This window comes from Bacillus sp. FJAT-27445, from assembly GCF_001510665.1.
Lineage (GTDB): Bacteria > Bacillota > Bacilli > Bacillales > Cytobacillaceae > Bacillus_D.
This window is the reverse complement of sequence record NZ_LMTI01000005.1, coordinates 517962-537975: the sequence shown is the minus strand read 5'-3', so window position 1 is coordinate 537975 and position 20014 is coordinate 517962. Positions and strand designations below refer to the sequence as shown.

18 protein-coding genes are annotated in these 20014 nt (G+C 41.2%); all 18 read right to left on the bottom strand.

The features are described 5' to 3' along the window. Positions 1 to 29: 29 nt before the first annotated feature. Positions 30 to 161 carry a hypothetical protein gene (locus AR337_RS23965; RefSeq protein WP_301335730.1) on the bottom strand — a complete coding sequence of 44 codons (132 nt, stop codon included), beginning with the start codon at positions 159 to 161 and terminating at the stop codon, positions 30 to 32. Further along, positions 151 to 678 (bottom strand): ATP-binding protein, encoded by a 528-nt coding sequence (locus AR337_RS17315; protein WP_059173255.1) that lies wholly within the window; start codon positions 676 to 678, stop codon positions 151 to 153. Before AR337_RS17315 ends, AR337_RS23965 begins: the two co-directional genes overlap by 11 nt. 80 nt (positions 679 to 758) lie before the next feature. Continuing rightward, positions 759 to 2009 (bottom strand): MFS transporter, encoded by a 1251-nt coding sequence (locus AR337_RS17310; protein ID WP_059173254.1) that lies wholly within the window; start codon positions 2007 to 2009, stop codon positions 759 to 761. Between the two features lie 84 nt (positions 2010 to 2093). After that, positions 2094 to 3224, bottom strand: coding sequence for a helix-turn-helix transcriptional regulator (locus AR337_RS17305; RefSeq protein ID WP_059173253.1), 1131 nt, complete (start codon positions 3222 to 3224; stop codon positions 2094 to 2096). Positions 3225 to 3561: 337 nt separating this feature from the next. Then, positions 3562 to 4545 carry a GMP reductase gene (guaC, locus tag AR337_RS17300; protein ID WP_059173252.1) on the bottom strand — a complete coding sequence of 328 codons (984 nt, stop codon included), beginning with the start codon at positions 4543 to 4545 and terminating at the stop codon, positions 3562 to 3564. Positions 4546 to 4892: 347 nt separating this feature from the next. Continuing rightward, a complete protein-coding gene (gene hxlB, locus AR337_RS17295) occupies positions 4893 to 5432 on the bottom strand; it encodes a 6-phospho-3-hexuloisomerase (protein ID WP_059173251.1) in 540 nt (179 codons plus the stop codon). Next, positions 5429 to 6052: an orotidine 5'-phosphate decarboxylase / HUMPS family protein gene (locus AR337_RS17290; protein WP_059173250.1), complete on the bottom strand. Its 624-nt coding sequence runs from the start codon at positions 6050 to 6052 to the stop codon at positions 5429 to 5431. Before AR337_RS17290 ends, hxlB begins: the two co-directional genes overlap by 4 nt. Next, positions 6052 to 6993 carry a sugar kinase gene (locus tag AR337_RS17285; RefSeq protein WP_059173249.1) on the bottom strand — a complete coding sequence of 314 codons (942 nt, stop codon included), beginning with the start codon at positions 6991 to 6993 and terminating at the stop codon, positions 6052 to 6054. The genes AR337_RS17290 and AR337_RS17285 overlap by 1 nt, the downstream gene beginning before the upstream one ends. A 5-nt stretch (positions 6994 to 6998) precedes the next feature. After that, the gene (locus AR337_RS17280; protein WP_059173248.1) at positions 6999 to 7652 is read right to left on the bottom strand and encodes a hypothetical protein; all 654 of its coding nucleotides are present in this window, start codon (positions 7650 to 7652) and stop codon (positions 6999 to 7001) included. Continuing rightward, positions 7649 to 9781 carry a hydantoinase/oxoprolinase family protein gene (locus AR337_RS17275; RefSeq protein ID WP_059173247.1) on the bottom strand — a complete coding sequence of 711 codons (2133 nt, stop codon included), beginning with the start codon at positions 9779 to 9781 and terminating at the stop codon, positions 7649 to 7651. Before AR337_RS17275 ends, AR337_RS17280 begins: the two co-directional genes overlap by 4 nt. Before the next feature lie 86 nt (positions 9782 to 9867). After that, positions 9868 to 11151, bottom strand: coding sequence for a hypothetical protein (locus AR337_RS17270; protein ID WP_059173246.1), 1284 nt, complete (start codon positions 11149 to 11151; stop codon positions 9868 to 9870). Between the two features lie 89 nt (positions 11152 to 11240). Beyond that, a complete protein-coding gene (locus tag AR337_RS17265; protein WP_059173245.1) occupies positions 11241 to 11975 on the bottom strand; it encodes a sugar phosphate isomerase/epimerase in 735 nt (244 codons plus the stop codon). A gap of 12 nt (positions 11976 to 11987) precedes the next feature. Further along, the gene (locus AR337_RS17260; protein WP_059173244.1) at positions 11988 to 12608 is read right to left on the bottom strand and encodes a bifunctional 4-hydroxy-2-oxoglutarate aldolase/2-dehydro-3-deoxy-phosphogluconate aldolase; all 621 of its coding nucleotides are present in this window, start codon (positions 12606 to 12608) and stop codon (positions 11988 to 11990) included. Beyond that, complete coding sequence (locus AR337_RS17255; RefSeq protein ID WP_059173243.1) at positions 12605 to 13675, bottom strand: LacI family DNA-binding transcriptional regulator; 1071 nt, start codon at positions 13673 to 13675, stop codon at positions 12605 to 12607. The genes AR337_RS17260 and AR337_RS17255 overlap by 4 nt, the downstream gene beginning before the upstream one ends. Before the next feature lie 584 nt (positions 13676 to 14259). Then, complete coding sequence (locus AR337_RS17250; protein ID WP_253701866.1) at positions 14260 to 14463, bottom strand: hypothetical protein; 204 nt, start codon at positions 14461 to 14463, stop codon at positions 14260 to 14262. 168 nt (positions 14464 to 14631) lie between these two features. After that, on the bottom strand, positions 14632 to 15279 hold the full coding sequence (locus AR337_RS17245; RefSeq protein ID WP_059173241.1) for a hypothetical protein: 648 nt from the start codon (positions 15277 to 15279) through the stop codon (positions 14632 to 14634). Positions 15280 to 15342: 63 nt separating this feature from the next. Beyond that, positions 15343 to 16134 carry a hypothetical protein gene (locus AR337_RS17240; protein ID WP_059173240.1) on the bottom strand — a complete coding sequence of 264 codons (792 nt, stop codon included), beginning with the start codon at positions 16132 to 16134 and terminating at the stop codon, positions 15343 to 15345. Next, a complete protein-coding gene (locus AR337_RS17235) occupies positions 16127 to 19903 on the bottom strand; it encodes an ATP-binding protein (protein ID WP_253701863.1) in 3777 nt (1258 codons plus the stop codon). Before AR337_RS17235 ends, AR337_RS17240 begins: the two co-directional genes overlap by 8 nt. Positions 19904 to 20014 lie beyond the last annotated feature (111 nt).

Below are 20014 nucleotides of genomic sequence, written 5' to 3'. Positions count from 1 at the left end.
AGTAAACTCTTCTTCCACTCTTCCAGTTTTTACTGTTGTAAAAACAAACCATCATACGTTTTGTCACACACAATGATTTTTACCCCATATTTCGTCAAAAGATGACGTCCAATAACGTCAGCCAGATTTTTCTGGTCGACCGTTTTAGGGTTAATTTTCAACGACAATCTCCCCCTCACCTACTGGTGTTTCAAAACCGTTCAGATAGAAGGATAATAATTCTTCTGTAATTGGGAACGCATTAGCATCAAAACGTTTATTTCGTATCTTTAGCCGTTCACGCAATTCATCAGGATGAACCTTTAAATAAATAAGTTTCCATTTACCTCCGGACTTTTCAATAAGTTGTTTATATTTATCCCTTTTTACACGATTCCAAAAACTAAAGTCAATTACCACCTGTTGTTTATCGTGAATTAACGTGATTAACCGATTGCACAATTTTTGTTCTGCATCTTTCTTATATTCTTCAATCCTTTCAATTGGGAAATCAATCCCATAACGACCCTTCGTAGCCCATATTTCCTCATCAATTGAAAGACGTACAAAACCCTCGTTTTCTAATTGTTTCGAGAATGTAGTCTTCCCAGAACCAGCCACACCACACATCATTACCACCAGAGGGGTGATATCATCTCGTTCACGATAAATTATGTCAAAATTAAACTTATGAAACATCCGAATACTTCCTCCATTTTTGTTATAAATCCCATCATATTCTTACCTTCCTCTGGCCTCATTTCATAAGCCTTATCAATTTACACACTCGTAAGCTTCGAAACCGCATTGGTGACCAATACTTCATCTTTGGAATTGATCACCCTTAAAAATAATATAAAGCACAGTACACCGCCACAAACTATTAAGATGCCACCTAACATAATTAACGGTTGAATCGTAAACAATTCATGTAACCAACCGGTAAATAACATTGCTATGACCATAAAGCCCATGGATACTGTATTTATCGTCATACCTGCACGTCCTTGATACTGATAATCTACTTTTGTTTGCATCAAAGTTCCCAATCCTATGTTTAACGCAACTTGCCCAAAGCAGAAGAGGAGTAAAAAAATTGAAGTTATATATAAGCTCGGGTAAATGACTAATCCAATCAATCCTACACCTACAATAATCATTCCATAGGATACCATTCGATTCATCGATAGTTTGATCTTGCTAACCAAATAGACACTTAGTAACATTCCTCCACCTTGAAGAGATACAAATAGTCCAAACATTTTTTCAGAAAGCCCTAAAAATTCCGTGAGAATAAAAACAGAGGATACGTTGATCAGCCCGCTTCCAAAGCCCACAAATACATTGGTAAACAAAATCGGCCGAACGATCGGATGTGACCATGAATATTGAAATCCTTCTCTCATTTCAAGCCAGATGGAACCCAAATTCTTTTGATTTGATTTCACTTCATTTTGTTCCGAAACTTTAATGGAAAGAATGAGGAGGACTGAAATTAAAAACACGAACATATTTAAACCTAATGACCAAATTGCACCTAACCATACATATAATGTCGTTCCTATTCCTGCACCAACAAGCATCATGATACTCACTGTGAGTTGTCGTAGACTAGCTGCAGTTTTCCGATCCTCTTCAGCTACAAACTGCATAATGAACGCTGGGCCAGGCGCTCGATAAAAAAGTGTTCCAATCGCACACATGAATGCACCTAAATAGATGAGAGTAAGGGATTCAAATAATAGAGCTAACATAAATATTGGGATCATACTAACTCTAAAGATGTTTGCAAAAATCATCGTCATTTTGCGATTCCAACGATCCGCAAACACCCCTACAATCGAGCCAAAAATAAAGATCGGAGCAAATTCAAAAAACATATTAAGAGAAACTGCAACTGGTGAATGATTGGATAACTCTAATACCATAAACATTAGCGTCATATTACGAGCCCAATCCCCAAATTCGGAAAACCATGTAGCAATCCAATACCTGAAATACCGTGGATTCCTCTTTAAAAATGAAAACATATTTCTTCTCCCCCGAGTTCAAAATAGGTGAACGAGTAATAAAAATCTAATTTCCTACAGATTGATAGAAAGTAGATGTAACCTTCAATCTGGATGAAGTACCTCATCCATGGAAGATGGAGAAGATGAACTCGGAAAAATCTTCCTTCGAGCTAAATCAAACAGTCTTTCTAATTTTTCGGGATGAAGCAAATAATAAATACGATGATCCACTTTTTTGGAGGTAATAATTTTTAGATCAAACAAAAAATTCATATGATAGTTAATCGCAGCTGGAGTTAATTTTAGATCCTGCGCCAACTCCTGTCCGTACCATGGTCTTTCGAATAACTTTCGAATGATTTCAAGACGACGTTTATCGGAAAATACTTTGAAAAATTGCTCGACCCGCTCCAGTTCTTCGCGATATTGAATTGCTTGATCGAGTATTGAGCCAAGTACTATCCAGTTCGGAGATAACTTATTATTCATGAAAGAAGTGTAAATTCTATACTGCGAAAACGGACTTACATGAATCCACGTAGCTTTAGTAAAAGAGCTAATATCCGATACTATATACTCTTCAAAAAAATGGTCTGGATCCTCATGATAAAGTTCCTCATATTTTGGGATTGCGTTAAATGCGATTTCTTCAAGATGTTTTTCTATAGGTACATATGCACTCTCGTAGAACCTGCTTACTAATATATAGAATCGTTGCGCTGCTTCTTTTGGGTATTGGAAACATTCGATCATTGTATCTAAATTCGATGATCCAGTACTTTCTCTTATCTGAATAAGTTCTTCGATGATAATTTGATAGTTCGTCGGGTCGTTTGTTTCCTTCAAAGTTTGAACAAGACGACTTCGTGTTTCTCGATCCTCTATAATCCCCATCATAGAGTGAAGGAGAGTCTCTGAAGATTCCTCATGAATATGTTCTAGTAGCTGAGGTATCGTTGCAATGGTTGGCTGAAGATAGAGATATTCCATAAAAAAGAGAGGATACGTAACACTTTCGAGTTTAAAGAAAAACTCAAGTTCCTGGATTAAAAAACGAGATAATCGTTCTTTTATTTGAACGTATACCTTATAAACCTCCTCATTTCTTGGCATTTTTAGTTCCATCCGTTGATTCTCAAATTGTTCCCAATTGGCAATGGTATACATTGCAGTAATGAGCTCAGCTGGCTTGTGAAATAAAAATTTAATCTCAATGTTTAATTTATTTTTCATCAATACTACCCTCCACGCTTTAATTAAAACTTAAGGAATAACATTAAGTATTCATTAAATGTTAATTTATTCTTATATTAGCCTGGTTGGAAGGTACTGTCAAATATAATTTCATAAATTCTGTAAAGTAGAGAACAGGAATTAGATATTGCCTTCTTGCCCTCGGGTTTCAGGGGGTTCCACCTTACTGAATAAAGATGAACATGTCGCTATACAACAAAAAGCAGCAGCCCAATTCAGTTGCGAATCGGGCTGCTGCTTACCGTGCTAATTTAATTTTTGCACTTAAAAACCGAACACGTTATTAAAAGAATCAGCTGCTTTTCGTTGCTGTCACTTAGTAGATCCTATCCCCATTAAAAATGGAATTTTTGACAACGACATAATCGACGTTCCGAATTGCGGACAGTTTGTTTCCTCCAGCATACGAAATTGACGATTGAAGATCCTGCTCCATTTCAATAAGAGTGTCCTTAATAGGGCCCCTATACTCAACATGCATCTTTTTGCCTTCGACGTTCTTTTTTTCTCCTTTTTGAAACTCGGAAGCCGAACCGAAATATTCTTTATACAGCTTGCCTCCGATTTCAATGGTTTCACCCGGGGATTCTTCGTGGCCGGCAAACATGGAACCAATCATAACCATCGATGCGCCGAAACGGACAGACTTTGCAATGTCTCCATTCGTTCGGATGCCGCCATCGGCGATAATCGGTTTGCTTGCTGCTTTGGCACACCATCTTAGTGCCGCAAGCTGCCAGCCGCCAGTTCCGAAACCTGTTTTGATTTTCGTGATACAAACCTTACCTGGTCCAATCCCTACTTTAGTTGCATCGGCACCAGCGTTTTCCAACTCCCTTACTGCCTCAGGAGTTCCGACATTTCCTGCAATCACAAAGCTTTTGGGAAGATGCTTTTTAATATGCTGAACCATCTCGATGACGGCATTGGAATGGCCGTGTGCAATATCGATTGTGATGTATTCAGGAGTTAGTTTTTCCTCTGCCAACTGGGTAATAAATCTATATTCTTCTTCTTTAACCCCAACACTAATTGATGCATATAGCCCACGAGTCTTCATTTCTTTGACAAAATTCATTCGCCTTTCTGGCTGAAAACGATGCATGATATAGAAATAATTATTCTCTGCAAATTTGATAGCAAGGCTCTCGTCAATAATCGTTTGCATATTTGCCGGAACTACAGGCAGTCTGAACCTCCGACCGCCAAACTCAACAGATGTATCGCATTCAGAACGGCTTTTTACGATCGACTTTGCTGGAATAAGTTGAATATCTTCATAATCAAATACTGTATCCATGAATAAACCCCCTATTAATCTTCATAAATGAACCATATTAGATTAATTTTAATAAGTTTCCCATGCTTTAACCACAATTAATAGGTTAATATACGAACATTATATTGTCAACAAAATAAATCGTTCGTTTTTTCCAGTTATATTTGGCCTTCCTCTTATTCAAAATATTCTTTTCCTCATACCGTTAAAGTTGTCATCGCGATGATTATTCCTGGAAACTTTCCTTTGCGGAGCGCAAATCAATAAATTTTAAATAAATCTATCAAATATCTTTTTCAAAGGCAGATTTAAAAGGTCCACGCCTTACCGAGCCAGGCGTGGACCTTTTAAATTGAGTATCATTTTATTTACCAATGCTTCCGTGTCGCCGTTTCATTGGATACACCGTCACGTTTGCTCAAATATAAACATACTCCATCAAGAACAATGTGAACGCTTTGGTCGAACAAAGAACTTAACAATTGAATCGATTTTCTGTTATCGCCCTGGTCTCCTCTTACGGTCCCAGGCACTAATACAGACACATCCGAGCTGCGAGCCAGATCCGATTCCAAATTGCTGGTAAACGCCAGGACTGTCGCGCCTTTTTCTTTTGCTTTTTCCGCATCGGATACGACATTCGCACTTTTGCCTGAGCCAGAAACCGCAACTACGACATCATTTCCTTTAATGGCTGGTGTGATGGTTTCACCAACTACATAAACTTCGTAGCCCAAATGCATGAGCCTCATCGCAAACCCCTTTGCCATAAGCCCTGAGCGGCCCTCACCGACCACAAAGATTCTTTTGTCCTTCTTAACAATCGCCGCGGCATTTTCCAACGATTGCTCATCCACTTTCGAAACGACTTCATTTATTTCTTTTAAAATGGCATCTAGCAGGCTCATTTTTCTCCCCCCACTAACGATTTAAACAGTTTTGCAGATTCACGAATATCAAGGGATTTCGTTATGCTGCTGCCGACGATTGCTATTTCAAAATTAGCCTTCTTCATTTCAGCAATATTTTCCGGTTTGATTCCCCCGGCTACAGCCAATCTTGGAAAATCCTCAATCTGCGCTAACGTACTTTCGATTAAAGCTTGTAAACCTGTGCTTTTATCGGACGGAAGATGCACACAAAGGATTCCATCTGTAAATTGTTTCAGTTCCAGCTGCTTTTCAGCTGATGTCTCAAGGAGGTCAATCATGTAATTCTTCTGATATTTTCGGGCGACATTCTGACAAATTCGGATTGTTTCCAAAGATGCAGCGCCAAGAACAGTGGCAATATCGGCACCAGCCTGATAAATGGCTTCAAATTCATATTCCGCTTCATCGACTGTTTTAATATCGGCCAAAATAACCTTGTCCGGAAATTCCTGTCTGATTCGCCTGACAGATTCAAGGCCAAAATCCTTGACCAGCGAAGTGCCGATTTCAATAATATCAATATACTTTTCGGCTTCACGGATGATTTCAATCGCTTTTTCGATTGATACCCGATCAACCGCTAATTGAAGCTTCATTATTGATGGCTCCTAATAAATTGGTCTAATTCTTCCCTCGTTGGAAGGCCTTCATTATCGCTTACAAATGTGATCTGAATCGCACCGATCGCATTCGCACGGGTAATCGTATCCTGAATCGACAGTCCCTCCAACTTGCCGGTAATGACGCCTACAGCAAAGCCATCTCCGGCTCCGACTGTGTCGATGACTTTTTCCACTTTAAAGCCTTCTTGATAAAAGCTTTCGGATTGAGTTCTGATGTAAGCCCCTTTGCTTCCAAGCTTGATGATGACTTCCTTGACACCCAGTCCCTGATAAAAATCGGCAATCTTCTCAGGATCATCCGTGCCTGTTAAAATCAATCCTTCGGAAACGCCAGGCAAAACCAAATCGGATTTAGCGGCAAGTTCATTGATCACTTTTACCATGACTTCTTCGCTTTCCCATAAGCTTGGGCGAAGATTAGGGTCAAAGGTAATGTAGATGCCATGCTCTCTGGCACGATTGATTAAACGGAAAGTTGCTTCACGACAGCTTAATGATAAAGCTGGCGGAATCCCTGTTACATGCACAAGATCAACGCCATCTAAATTGATTTGATCAATATCAGCCACACTCATATGTGAAAAAGCTGAGCCCTTGCGATAATAGGCAACGGCGGGATCCCCTTCGGAAACCTTGCTCTTTAATTGAGTGGCTGTTTTATAAATAGGGTCAAAGGTCAGGAACTCAGTTCCAATCCCTTCCCGTTTTAAAAAACTCTTAATATAAAGGGCCATTGGATCTTGTCCAAGCTTTGTTACGTAGGATACTTCATGGCCTAGCCTGGCAAGGCCTGTACAGACATTCACCTCTGCACCAGCAAGTGATCTTCTGAATAACTCGACCTCTTCGAGCGGACCCTCTGTTTCCGCTGTGAACATCGCCATTGGTTCGCCAAATAACAGTACTTTACTCATTCAGATTAGCTCCTTGTGATCGTTGTAATTTCATTGAATAACTGATTTGCTTTCCCTTCATCTAGAGGAAACAACATTAACACATCAAAAACAAATGGGTTAAAGTCTAGCGACATCAGGTCTTTTGCAAACTGCATCGCTGCAATCTCACTAATTGCTGCCAGCCGTGATTTATATTGAAATTTCCCGAGTTTCCAAAGGGTTATTTTCATGTTTTTTGTAAAAATATCAGCATCATACTCTTCAATAAAATGAAACAATTCATGAGCGATTAAAAGCTCCTCCACATCAACTTGATTAAGCATGGACCCGAGCTGATGTTCTTGGATCAATTTATTGACAAGTTCAATATTATCTTTAAATAACGTAATGCTGTTCGGACTGTTATAACAAGCAAACATTATATAATTTTCTGTGCCATATGAATCTTTCACACTTATTTTTGTGTTCATCCTGGCTGCTATTTCCTTAACTGAATAAACGGGATATTTCTGCCTTACTTGATCGGCTTGCTGCTTGCCGCATTCAATTGCTTTTTCAATCAGTTCTTGTTTTAGGTGATCCGTGATTTTACGGTTGAGAGGGTCTCTGCTAAAAGCATAGTGACCCCACTCTTCATCCGTTATATTTGTTAAAAATTTCACTTTTTCGACGATCATAGATCATTTTTTGCTCCGACAATAATGATTTCTTCATGTGGTTCCATCGTTGCTAATTCTGTATCAACGACCATGAATAACTGGTCTTTATCCACCATGCCTGTATAATCCAATACTTTCCCGCCAATACATAGATAAATATCAGGACTTAATTTAATATCACTCTTGAAGATGGCTAACGTTTCCCACATCTTGTTAATCACTTCTTGTGCTTCTGCTACGGTACATTTTTCAGCTATTCCGTCTCCGCGCTGTACCTTAATAAAGCCCTTTTTGTCTACGATTCTGAGTTGTTCAGCGCCTTCTTTCTTTCCTTTAGCAGAGAAGACATATATGACATCGCTCATCGTAATCAATTGGGTTTCCCCAACCGGTACACCCATTGATTTGGCAGCGAGTTCTTTAGCATCCTCTTCGCTTAAGGCCATTAACAAATCGGTTGTTTGAACTTCCGAAGAACCCATTGCAATCGCTGTTACTTTATTCGTCTGCGAATCGATTTCGATTTGAACCTCGACGGAATCTGGGACGGCTCCGTTGGCGATCGCCATGCTTGCCGCTTCTTTCTTGAGATCCGCAATATCCTTTTTCGTTGGTGATGGGATGACCCGTTCCACTACGTCACGAATCATCGCTAAGGCAACACCAATCGAAGAAATAACCTCGGCATTTTCCGGGATGCTGTACTCCAATTCCATATTATTAGCCGTAAATGGAAGCAACGATGCACAGCCTCCTCCAACGCCAACGAGAGAAATTTGGTCTTTTTCCAGTTTGTATTTTTCCGCGAATTCTTCGATAACTGGCTTTATTTTTTCATACGATTTTTGTAAAATTTCTTTAGCCACTTCTTCGACCGTCTTATTCATATAGTTTGCGAGCGGCTCCATTGCTTTCCGGGCAGCCTCAGGGTTTCCATATGCATAATGTTCAGGAGTTACAATTCCTAATACGTTCGCTGCGCAGCTATTTGTAATCGTAATCTTTTTGCCGTTTTTAAGTTTAATATAGACATAGTCAGCTGGATCGCCATCTTTAGGAGAGAAAAACTCAACTTGCGGGTCGACGATTTCTTCAATTGGTGTAAAGACGGCATAAGGCATTCCGCCAATATGGGCACTTCTTGGCCCCACGTCAACAATCCCCTCTTTGGATGCACGGACCATACTTCCTCCGGCTACCCCCAATACGCGTACGTCCAAGGAGCTAATATACGTGGGATGCCCGCCAACGATTGAGTAATCAACAGCTGGGCGTCCATTTTTAATTACCCCAATGTTCGTACTCGTTCCGCCTACTTCAAAATAAATACCGTTTGATGCCCTTAAATACATCAAGGCACCAACAACGCTGGCCGCAGGACCTGACAGCATGGTTAAGACAGGACGTTTTCTCATTTCATCGATTCCCATAACACCGCCATCACCGCGCATGATCATTAGAGGAACCTGAATCCCGGCTTGACGGACGCTGTCTTCTGTACTGTTTGCAGTTTCAAGCATTTTTGGCAGAATGCTGGCATTAATGGTAGCGGTTCTCGTTCTTCGAGTCAGACCGTACAGCTTACTGATTTCAGATGCAACCGATACAGGAATGCCATGCTCTTCAGCAAGCTTTTGGATTTCTTTTTCCTCCGTTAAATCATCGACACCGAATGCCTTGGAAGCGACAAATACTCCTGCACCTTCGCTTTTTAATTCTCTGATCGTTTTTTTGATTGTTTCCTCGTTTATTTGTTTTTGTTTCATGTAGCGATGGTGTGTCTTAATGATTCGCCCAGTACCCAAATCAATATCATCGATTTTTGTTTGTTTTTTTGCAAGCCACCCACCAAGGCCGCCACTACCGATTCCAATAACCCCAACCTCTGCGACGTCGCCCTCTAAAAGAGCATTTGTTGCTTGAGTCGTACTGTGAGCGATAAAAATAACATCCTCAGGATTAATATTGTTTTTTGTTAAACATAATTTAAACGCTTCGATTACACCTGCAGCCACACCACTTGGATGATCATGGGTGGTCATGACGGAGCCTTTACCGACGATTTCATGTGTTTCATTGTTAATTGCGACTGCTTTTGTATGAGTTCCCCCAACATCGATACCGACGCGAATAGCTCGTTTGGCCATTATTACTCCTCCATTTCCAAAACGTGTTTTCACTCTAATGAAATCGGCTGCTCCTTAAGCTGGAACAACCGATTTCTAGGCATTTCTTAGCCGAACATCAAATAGGCAATGGCAATATTTACGATAGCCACGCCCCATGCCCATGGTACACCTGAAAGCAAGAAGCTTTTTGTATCTGTTTTTGTATAGTTAATGGACCATAGGTTCCAAGATTGAGTAGGACAAGCTGAAATATTCATTGTAATCGTTGGAATATACATTAATGGGAATAAGAATGCCATTGGGAAGTCGCCTACTCCTGTTAAAATACCGATTGTTGCAGCTCCGGCGCCAAATACCGTTAATGGACCACGGAATAATCCAAGCGGCGCAATGACCATGAAAAGAATTGCAACCGTTAAAGTGCTAGTTGGCATGACTCCGCCCAAAATACTTTCAAAGAATGGTGAAACGGCACCTGATACTTTATTGAACATTGGAAGAATGAACAAGAAACCAAGTAAACCGGCAACGTCGACTACACCATCATAGAAGGTTTTAGAAATAACTTTTTCTGCATCTTTGTAGGATCTAATTTTCCCAGTAACAAATAGGGCAAATAAAGCAGCTACAATGAACGCTGGAATCGGCTGCCAGTTAAATCCGATTGCAAGGACAACTGGTATTAATGGCGTGATAAGCGCAATTCCTGGTACATTTTGATTATCACTGCTCGAAGCTGTAGCAGCCCAGGCACGGCTAACTTTTGTTTTACGAAGTCTAACGGACAACATGAGAATGACAATGAGTAGTTGAACTGCCATCGCTATAAAACCGAATTTCAAATAGCTTGCATTGTATTCGAAACCTGTAAAGATTGCTTGCATTTGCTTAAATAACACGATGTTGACATACATTCCTGAACCGACTGACATAATGTATGAAGAAACGGCCAGGGATTTTGGTACACCTAGTGATAAAAGAATTGGAAGAACAATAACCCCAATGGCTACAACTGCGCCTGCACCAAATGTACTTGTAAAAATTAAACCCGTGACAACCGACAATAGCACTGTTGTACCGAGAGGCTTGTCCCCGCCAAGTTCAACAGTCATTCGGATAATCTTTGAAGCAACCCCTGTTCTTACTAACACTTGGCCAAACCAGCTACCAAAAACAACGACAACCGCCGTCGGCCCCCAACTTTCCGGTCCGCCTTGGAATATCTGCGTCATCGTTTGTTCCCAAGTAAGTTCGCCGCCAATCATTCCAAGCGTTGACCAAATAACAGCCATAATCAAGAAACCGATCATTAGGTTTCCGCCTTTAACTGCATAAACGATAAATCCGATAAACGTCAGCAATAAAATAATACCAATCGTTAATGCCATTCTGTTTTCCCCCTAGAGTAATTTGTTTATCAATGGATACTTAAATGGTTTTTTGCCGAATAATCGCAACGTTCTTTTTAAATCACCTCCTACAAGTCGACTAGTTTATCTATCTCGGAAACTAGTACATCTTTTGTGGAAATCGGATACTCTATCGCTGCCGGCAGATCCTTTGGCAAAATTTCGAGTATTTTTTTCCAGTCCACTAGTCCGTCATTCAAAAGTCTAGTATTTTTCTCTTGGTCTATATCCTTTATATGGATATAAGTGACAAACGGCTGAAGCAGCTTGGCATTTTCGACCGGGTCTTCCCCTTGGAACAGCCAATTCCCGATATCGAACGTAAACGTAATCGGTCCGCCAAGTTGTTTTACCTCGGTCAAGAAATCAATGATTTTTTGTGATCTTCCATTGCTTTCAGTTTGGTCATTTTCAACGGTGAGCTTAACGTTGTATTGTTCAGTCAACCTAGTAATCGCTTTCAAATCTGCTTCAGAAACTTGGCCATAATCGCCAATAGTAAGTTTGATAGAGTGGCAATTCATGTCGTAAGCTTCCTTGTAATACATTTCCAGCGTTTCTTCTTTTAGTTGCTGATTTTCATAGAGCACATCCGGGATGGAATAAAAGACGTTTATTCCATATTGCTCAGATTTGTTTTTAATATCCTGCAGCTCTTTGTGGTCTTTGATAAACTCTCTTCTAACTTCAATGTTTTTTAATCCGAGTTCTTGAACCCAGTCGAGCATTTCACTTTGAGGTACACCAGCTTTTAAATCTTCTAGATAAACAAGTGTATTAATGACAATTTGATCCTTTTTCAAGTTTCTTCACTCCTACTCTAATGCGTGTAAAATCTTTTCACACCTTTGTTTCAATACGTCCAGATTGCCGGTATGAATGCCTTTCGTTAAATAACCGCCTAATCCGACTGCAAAGGCACCGCTTTCAAACCAATCGTTAATATTCGTATCATCCACTCCCCCTGTCGGCATCATTTCAATAAATGGCATTGGTGCTTTAATCCCTTTGATCATCTTCATTGATACACACTCACCTGGGAATAATTTCACCACATCGCTTCCAGCCAAATAGGACTGATAAGCCTCTGTTGGGGTAGCAGCCCCTAATGAGCAAAAAATTTCATGCTCTTTGCAATAGGCACCCACTTCTTCTACAACACAAGGAGAAACGACAAAATCCGCTCCATGCGAAACAGCTAATTCTGCTTGTTCCTTCGTTAAAACCGTACCTGCTCCAATGACGGCTTCCGGAAGTTCTGATTTTAAAATACTGATTAGTTCTTCCGCTTTCGGAAGGCTGAAGGTAATTTCCAAAGTGGTAATTCCTGAGTGTACGATTGTTTTACAGATTTCTTTGGCCTCTTCTAGATCATTCCCGCGAATAACCGCGATGATTTTTCCTTGCAGCTGCGCCTTTACTTCCTGTTTATTCATTTATGATCAACCTCCTTTAATAGCTTCGGATTTGTAGATCCGCGTTTCACAAGCTTAGCCGGCAACTCTATATATTGTGGTTCGAATTCTCCTGACTCTTTAATGCGCTCAATCAATAGCTTTGCAGATTGAACGCCGCACTCATAGGATTCCTGTGTCAGGGTAGTAATGCCAGGAGGAATCAAGGAGGCCCAACCCCAGTCATCAAATCCGCATATCCCCAACTGCGGGGAGATTTCAATACCTAGCCGCTTCATACCATGCAGAACTGTTAATAACGTCATGCCATTAACCGTAAAAATAGCAGCGGGCTCACCATTCGAAGCGCTTACAAACTCCTTTAAACTAACATCTGTATTTTGGGGATCATCAATATTGATAACATAGGTAGTCAAATTTCCATCCTGATGAAAATAGTTTTCCATCGCGTCATTAAACCCTTCATGGCGCTTGTAACGGCTGCTAATAACCGACATATCCTGGGTGAAAAATGCTACCCGTTTGTAACCCTGCTCGTTCAAATATTTAACCAAGTCATAGGTGGCGTCATAATTATTCGTTGCTACCGTATCCAACACATTGGGACTGCTTAAACTGCGGTCCGCCAAAACAATTTTGATTCCTTCATTTTTTAGGGATAAAAGATAGTCATCATTTTTGCCGGTTGTGTTAATAATTAGGCCATCTACTTTGTTATCCAATAAGGATTGAATGCTTTCTTTCTCATTGACCGGATCATTGCCAATGTTTGCGAATAACACTTTGTAACCCAATTGATTGCAATAATCACTAATTCCTTTTAAAACAATTGAGGAAAACGGGCTCCCAATATCGGCAATAATACAGCCAATGACACCGGAATTCTTCGCTTTCAAGCTTCTTGCAAGATTACTAGGGCGATAGCCCAGTTCCTCAATGACAGCTTCTAACAATTCCTTTGTTTCTTCCGACATGTATTCATATTTTCCATTTAAATATCTGGATACTGTGGTTTTGGAAACGCTTGCTTTTTTAGCAACCTCATTAATGGTCACCCGAATTTTTTCCCCTTTAGCCTTATGACTCATATCATCAACCCACCTTCTTTTCATTTAAAATGGATGTTTACCGATTTAGTTAACCGGTTAACAAAGCAAAAATATAAATTTACTATTTTGGCATCTAGGACCAAGAATGAATTTTGTAGCATATCATCGCCAACCAGGTTTTAGAAACCGATTTACAAAACAAACAATCTCTTAATTTCACTATTATGTAGCTAGAATCTGGAAGTCAATTTTGTTGTATTTCATCACTGACCTGTTTTTAGAAACCGGTTAACTAAATGTTTAAAAAAATACCTCGATCAAATTAGTTGAATCAAGGATCTGTTTAGAAACCGGTTAACATACAAACTAAAAAAATATTCAAACATGTTATCGCTTTCATAAATTTAGTATATAGCTTTACAAATAAGTTTGTCAATAAGTGTCGAAAAAAAGTCTCTATTATTCTAGCCGGTTTAAAATAAAATAAGCCCCTTCTAAGAAATAGAGGAGGCTTATTGGCACTTATCTACTATATCTATTGTCTTCGTTATGGGACCATTCCGTGAAATCTAATGGCGTCTGTCACCTGAAAACTGCGTCTACCAATTAGCAGCTTTTTCAAATTACTCGCCCTTAAGCTCCTTAAGTTCGTTTATCAGCTGGTCCGTACGCTTTGCATTGCCTTCCGCGAAATTTTCAAGCCGATTCTTTAGCTCAGCATCGTCATGGATATTGTCGGCTGTGATTAAATATGTCCGCATCAGATCCTCTTCCACTTCAAGCGAATGTGTAAGGACTTCCTCTAGCTTTTTCTTATCATCATTCAAAGCTAACGCCTCCTTTACCAGTATCGTTCACTATACTTATTCCCATTATCCGCCCGGCAAAAACAACGAAAGGCGCCCAGCTCATGGACGCCATCTTTTACAGTGCTAGCTGTTATTGTTTAGAATTTTAAAAAAGGCTAGTGCTACATCTTATCCCTTACGTAGATCTCATCCTTTATCTCCCTTAAAACCAGCTGCAATAGGAGGCTCATCGATTTGTTTTTTTGAATGTATTCCCTGGGCATCAAGCAGTTCAATAACCGTCTCAAGCTCCTTTCTCTCAGTAATTACTACATAATCTAATGGAGTAAGCTTTTTCTTAAAATCGAAACTGACTTTAAATCCATTGTTTACCCGGGAATCGTATCCGTACAAATTATGCCAACGGACAATCCTCTCCACCGAGTAATCCGTTATATCCGAATAAGATATGAATTTGCTCTGCAGAATGATTCCATTCGGCACAATATAAAAATTGCCGGGGTGCTTGACTGCATTTAGGAGCATATAGAACAAATAGGCAGAACTGAAGAGATACGAACCTAACCAATCGGTATATATAACAATTACCAGCAAGGCTGCCAAAAGAACGAGGGCCACTCCTGTTCCCCATTTGACGATGTGATAGGATTTTGCCCGTTTCGACAGCCTCGATGCGATTTTCCATTCCCCCGCAATAAGGACATTAGAAAAGTGCTCTTCTGTCACAGGGAAAATCGCATTTTCAACCAGGCGAATTGCCTTCTTAAGGTTTATAAAATCCCGTATCAGACAATAAATACCGATTATAAAAATCAAAGCAAATAGTATAGACACAAGACCCCTCCATTTGTCCTATAGGGCTGCCCTATAAATACCCTTTAACAATACTGTACTATATTACTGAGAATCGCTGCGTGTTGAAGGTTTTCCCGTTTCTCTAATGGAGTATGCCGAAGCTGTTATTTTTTTCAAGCGTTCCTGCTCTTCTATGTGTTTTTCTAACGCTTCATCCCAGCGCCTGTGCCTTGTATTCCAAACACGTACGTAAAATGTGTCCTGTTCTTTATTGTACAGTTGAAATTCCAGGCACGGGATATGTTCAACTTCCTGCTGTTCAAAGCTATTTACAGAGGTAACGACCGTTTGAAAACCGTCTTCCTCCACACCGTTCACCCTCTCGGCGAGAAATTGCAACATTCTTTCTTCATTTATAGGATTCTGATTCTCCGCATACCGAAAAAGAGGCAGGTCTTTGTTTGTTTCAGGTAAAGGCTCGCTCATCTCCGGCCAAAACTCATCGTGGAACGGGCTGTATGAAAGACTTGTCGATTCTTCTTCCAATTCCTCTTCCATGATTCCGGTTTTTAGCTGCCCATGCCCTTTCGGTGTCAGCATGTAAGTCCCTTTTTCCAGCCGTATCAAGCCAATAAGCTGCATTTTTTTCAATAAATCTTCAATGAACAGCTCCTCTACCAGGAGTAGCTCAGACAAATTGGCTGCCCGGCGGATTTCGGTTTGTTCGAATGTTAGCAGCATCATTTTCATGAGAATGTCCATCCTGGACCGCTTTACCCGGCTGAACGCAACGGAATAAGTGATTACCGGCACTTGCCAAATCATCGAATCCTTAATTTCGACTGCTGGATTTTCCAGTAAAGACGCACGTAATTGCTTTGCTAATTTATCCAAGCAAGCTCACCTCTTCCACGGTTCGCAGCCCAGCATGTTTCTTTACAGATTCCAAAACGTGGCTATACATTTGTTTTGCACCCGCATGTTTTGTTTTTTCAATAAACATTTTTGTACTGCCAATCATCACAAGCAGTTCCCTTGCCCGCGACAATGCGACATTCAGCCTGCGGTAGTCCTTGGCAAAGCCAATATCGTCATGCTTCTGATCGTGATTGCGCACCATGCTTAACAGGATCACGTCCATCTCCATGCCCTGGAATCTGTCGACTGTCCCTGTGCGGATCGTTAAGTGGGGCAAGTGCAATTCCTGGTGAAGAAGGCGGTCGATCCTTTTCACTTGCTCGCCATAAAAACTTATGACGCCAACGCTTTTCTTCTCTTCCAAACCCATTCTCCCTGCTCGCTTTGCTTCTGCCGTTGCTTGATTCAATTCCAGCAACAGTTCCCCGATTCTTTTCAGCTCGGCTGGATTATACAGGCTTTTGCCGCCTTGCATTTTTTCTTCAAAAAATCCAGGCTCATTCGGCATATCGAGCCAAAGAAGATGATTTTTGCGCTGGATGAGTGGGGACTCAAGCTTATGGTCCCGGACCAAATCGGAGTCGGTCAAGCCGCATTGCAGTTCTTCGTTTTCTTGCAGATAGAAAGGCGAAATAGTTTCCATTATGGTTTCATGCATCCGATATTGAATCGCAAGCATCGTTTTATTGCTTTTCGGCAGGTTTTTAAACAAGCGTTCAAACAGCGACTCCTGCAGCAGCTTTTTCAGTTCAGCTATCCCCTCAAAGTCTTCATTGTCTTTCATCATTTCCTGAAGTGTTTCCTCAAGTGTATCGTTTCCAAGCAAAGGCGGAAGCTGATGATGGTCGCCGACAAGAATGATCTTTTTGCCTTTCAGCATCGGTAAAAGAAGCTCCGGCGGGGTTGCTTTAGATACTTCATCGATGATGACAACATCGAATTCCGGGTAGCTTTCGATAAAATCTTTTCGGGCCGATGCCACACACGTCGTTCCGATTACATTGGCATGTTTCACATAAAGTTTTCGGATTTCATTCAGGTCATGGTCAGTTGCTTCTTCCAGCAAAGAACGCCACATTCCCTGGATTGACTGGAACAACGGAAGCCTCTTCTTTTCCTGTTTCAACGACTCCCGTGTAAACGAATTGCTCGCAAGCTTTTTTAATACCTCTTCGTGCTCCCGTTCTGGTTCAGAAGAAAGCAATTCTTTCAGCGGAATCAGTTCAGCTTCTTTTTCATTAAGCAAAGTGGAGAGTGTTGCCAGACGGGCTTCGATTCCGGTTTGTTTCTGCTCTGCTTCCTTTAGCTGAAGAGCCTCTTGTTCATGCTTCTGGCGTTTCAGTTCAAACCTGATCTTTGCTTGCTCAACCTGGTCTTTCTCGTTCTGCAGTTCAAGCGATTGGGCCTCTTTTTGATGCAGCAAGTCCTTCGCATCAGGGATGAATTCCACCGTCTCCTTCATTTCCTTTTGCTTGATTTGCAAAAAAGCAAGCTTGGTGCTCTGCTCACCCAGCTGCCTCTGGTTGTTTTGAAAAATCATTTTATAATCGTCATGGACAGGCTTAAGCTGGCCAATCAGTTCCTGCTTCAATTGGAGGATGGCTTCCTGGGCCATTCGTTTATCAGAGTCATTCAATTTGACCCGATGCGCTTTTTGCCAGATATACTGTCTCCTGCCGTATAGCCCTTCCAGGTATGTGGAAAGTCTTTTAGAATGAATCGTTGAATTTCCTATCAATTCACTTCTCAGTTGCGTTAAAAATTGGTCAATTTCATTTGCATTGGCAGCTATGGGGGGCGTGTTTTTCATCTGCCCGGATTGGTTGCCCAAGAGCTTTTCAAGATAGTTTATCGCAGCATGTAGTCTGGCGTCATAGTCCTGCAGTTTATTGAGCTGGTCTTTTCGTTCACGAAGAAAATCGAGCTTTCCGATGAGTGTCTGGACTTGCAAAGACCGGGTAAAATTTTGTTCGAGAATGATCCATTTCAACGAGTCGATTTTTTTGGCTGCGGTTATTCGTTCTGACAGGGCATCCTTCTGTCCCACTGCCTCTTTCCATTTTTCACATTCTGCAGCACTTTGCTCGATCGCCTGATTCATTTCATTTATCTCGTCTTTAATCTTCTGAAGTGCAACACTATTTTGCAGCCGAACAATTTCTTGCTGGTTGGCTTTCAACTGTTCTTGAATCACAACAATGCCAGGCGCTCCAGCGAGGAACTTTTCGTCTTTTTCAATCGTGCTATTCAACATATGAAGTGACTGCTCTACTTTTCGTAAAAGCTCCTGGACTTGATGCCGTTCTTGTTCAGCATCCTGGATGTCTTTTTTATATTGATCGATAGCGGATTGGAATTCCTCATATTTCTGTTGCGCTTCCTTTTTGGCTTCAAGTTCCGCATCCACCCGGACAAGCTCTTGCTGGAGCCGTTCTTGTTCCCGTTCATTCGCCGCCCATTCATTTTCTATTTCAGATTCTCGTTGTTTTCGTGTTTCAACCTGATTGGACACTTCCTGCAGTGTGTGGTCTTTCCAATACTGGCCTACATTTTCCTCTATGAACTTTTTTCCTTCTTCTTCAATACTTTCCGTACGGCCGACTCGGAGGATCCGGATATCCTTATTTGCAAGCAATCGGCCGAGGGCATTGTCGACCGCCAAGTTGGACTGTGACGCTACGAGAGTCCGCAGTCCTGCCTTCGCATTTTGCAGGCAAATTTCCGAAATAACGGTTGTCTTCCCTGTTCCCGGCGGGCCTTGGATAACGTATAAATCTTCGGCAGACATCGCCCCTGTGACAGCCGCCTTCTGGAACTCGTTCAATCGATTGTGAAACTGCAGCTCAACCTGCTTTTTCACCGCTTTGACAGGCGGTTTGTTTTCAAATAAAAGCCGTTCCAGTTCAGGATTCGCGGCCAAGCCGTTTTCCAATTGCTTAAACCCTTGCCGCAGCCTTTTCACCTGGCTCAAGGTAGCGAAATTGCTAAAAACCACTTCCCTGGGGTGTGAATCAAGCCGCTGGCTGCGGGCCTGTTCCTCCATATATGCGTGCAATTCTACCTCAACCGTGGAGGCCGAGCGATTCGCTTTCAGGACTTTACCGATATCCAGCCCGCTTCCCTTCAGCTTCACGCTCATATCCTTGAGTGACTTCCATTCCTGCTCACTCATCTGGCAGCCGATTATTTTTACCCGGGTAAAATCAGCATTAAAGATCAGCGCGGAATAGCGGGATGTGATATCAGGAATATCCGCAGACTGCTCCTGGATTTTCAAATAGCCTTCCCAGCTCGCAATCCGCTTTTTCACGTACATCGAACTTTCCTGGGCAACCGGCATGGTATGGATCAGTTTCAATAACTCAATCGGTACCGGGGCACCGTTTTGAGCACTCGAGTCAAACGCTATACTTACCGAGCGGCGCCAATTGGAAGCCAAAGGAATATGTATTGGTCTCGTCGTTACATTAATTGCAACAACTCGGTCCTGCTTCACCAAACAATGCAGGACAATAACAAACTTGCTGGACAAGTCTTTTAGTCTTTCGTTTCTCTCAGGGTCAAAAAACAAGGCAGCCGAAACAAGACCGTCTTCCGATTGAGGATATTTTTCTATATAAATATGAAAGGATTTTTCCAATAAAAAAAACGATCGCTCGTCCAACCCAAGCTCTCGCATTTTATCCTTTGCCTTATTGGTCAAAGTGATCGGACATCGATATGTAGTTTTTTGTGTCTTCACCATATGTCCACCTGCTTTACGAACAACAAAAAATTTTTGTCCATTAAAATAGTAACCTAGCAATTATAGCACACTCTATGTGGGTTGGATGGGCATTCCTTTACCCAGTCAAAT

What these genes read in the sequence shown, in the direction of transcription:
- AR337_RS17315 (WP_059173255.1), bottom strand. Translation starts at nt 678, where the DNA reads ATGTTTCATAAGTTTAATTTTGACATAATTTATCGTGAACGAGATGAT.
- AR337_RS17310 (WP_059173254.1), bottom strand. Translation starts at nt 2,009, where the DNA reads ATGTTTTCATTTTTAAAGAGGAATCCACGGTATTTCAGGTATTGGATT.
- AR337_RS17305 (WP_059173253.1), bottom strand. Translation starts at nt 3,224, where the DNA reads ATGAAAAATAAATTAAACATTGAGATTAAATTTTTATTTCACAAGCCA.
- guaC (WP_059173252.1), bottom strand. Translation starts at nt 4,545, where the DNA reads ATGGATACAGTATTTGATTATGAAGATATTCAACTTATTCCAGCAAAG.
- hxlB (WP_059173251.1), bottom strand. Translation starts at nt 5,432, where the DNA reads ATGAGCCTGCTAGATGCCATTTTAAAAGAAATAAATGAAGTCGTTTCG.
- AR337_RS17290 (WP_059173250.1), bottom strand. Translation starts at nt 6,052, where the DNA reads ATGAAGCTTCAATTAGCGGTTGATCGGGTATCAATCGAAAAAGCGATT.
- AR337_RS17285 (WP_059173249.1), bottom strand. Translation starts at nt 6,993, where the DNA reads ATGAGTAAAGTACTGTTATTTGGCGAACCAATGGCGATGTTCACAGCG.
- AR337_RS17280 (WP_059173248.1), bottom strand. Translation starts at nt 7,652, where the DNA reads ATGATCGTCGAAAAAGTGAAATTTTTAACAAATATAACGGATGAAGAG.
- AR337_RS17275 (WP_059173247.1), bottom strand. Translation starts at nt 9,781, where the DNA reads ATGGCCAAACGAGCTATTCGCGTCGGTATCGATGTTGGGGGAACTCAT.
- AR337_RS17270 (WP_059173246.1), bottom strand. Translation starts at nt 11,151, where the DNA reads ATGGCATTAACGATTGGTATTATTTTATTGCTGACGTTTATCGGATTT.
- AR337_RS17260 (WP_059173244.1), bottom strand. Translation starts at nt 12,608, where the DNA reads ATGAATAAACAGGAAGTAAAGGCGCAGCTGCAAGGAAAAATCATCGCG.
- AR337_RS17255 (WP_059173243.1), bottom strand. Translation starts at nt 13,675, where the DNA reads ATGAGTCATAAGGCTAAAGGGGAAAAAATTCGGGTGACCATTAATGAG.
- AR337_RS17235 (WP_253701863.1), bottom strand. Translation starts at nt 19,903, where the DNA reads ATGGTGAAGACACAAAAAACTACATATCGATGTCCGATCACTTTGACC.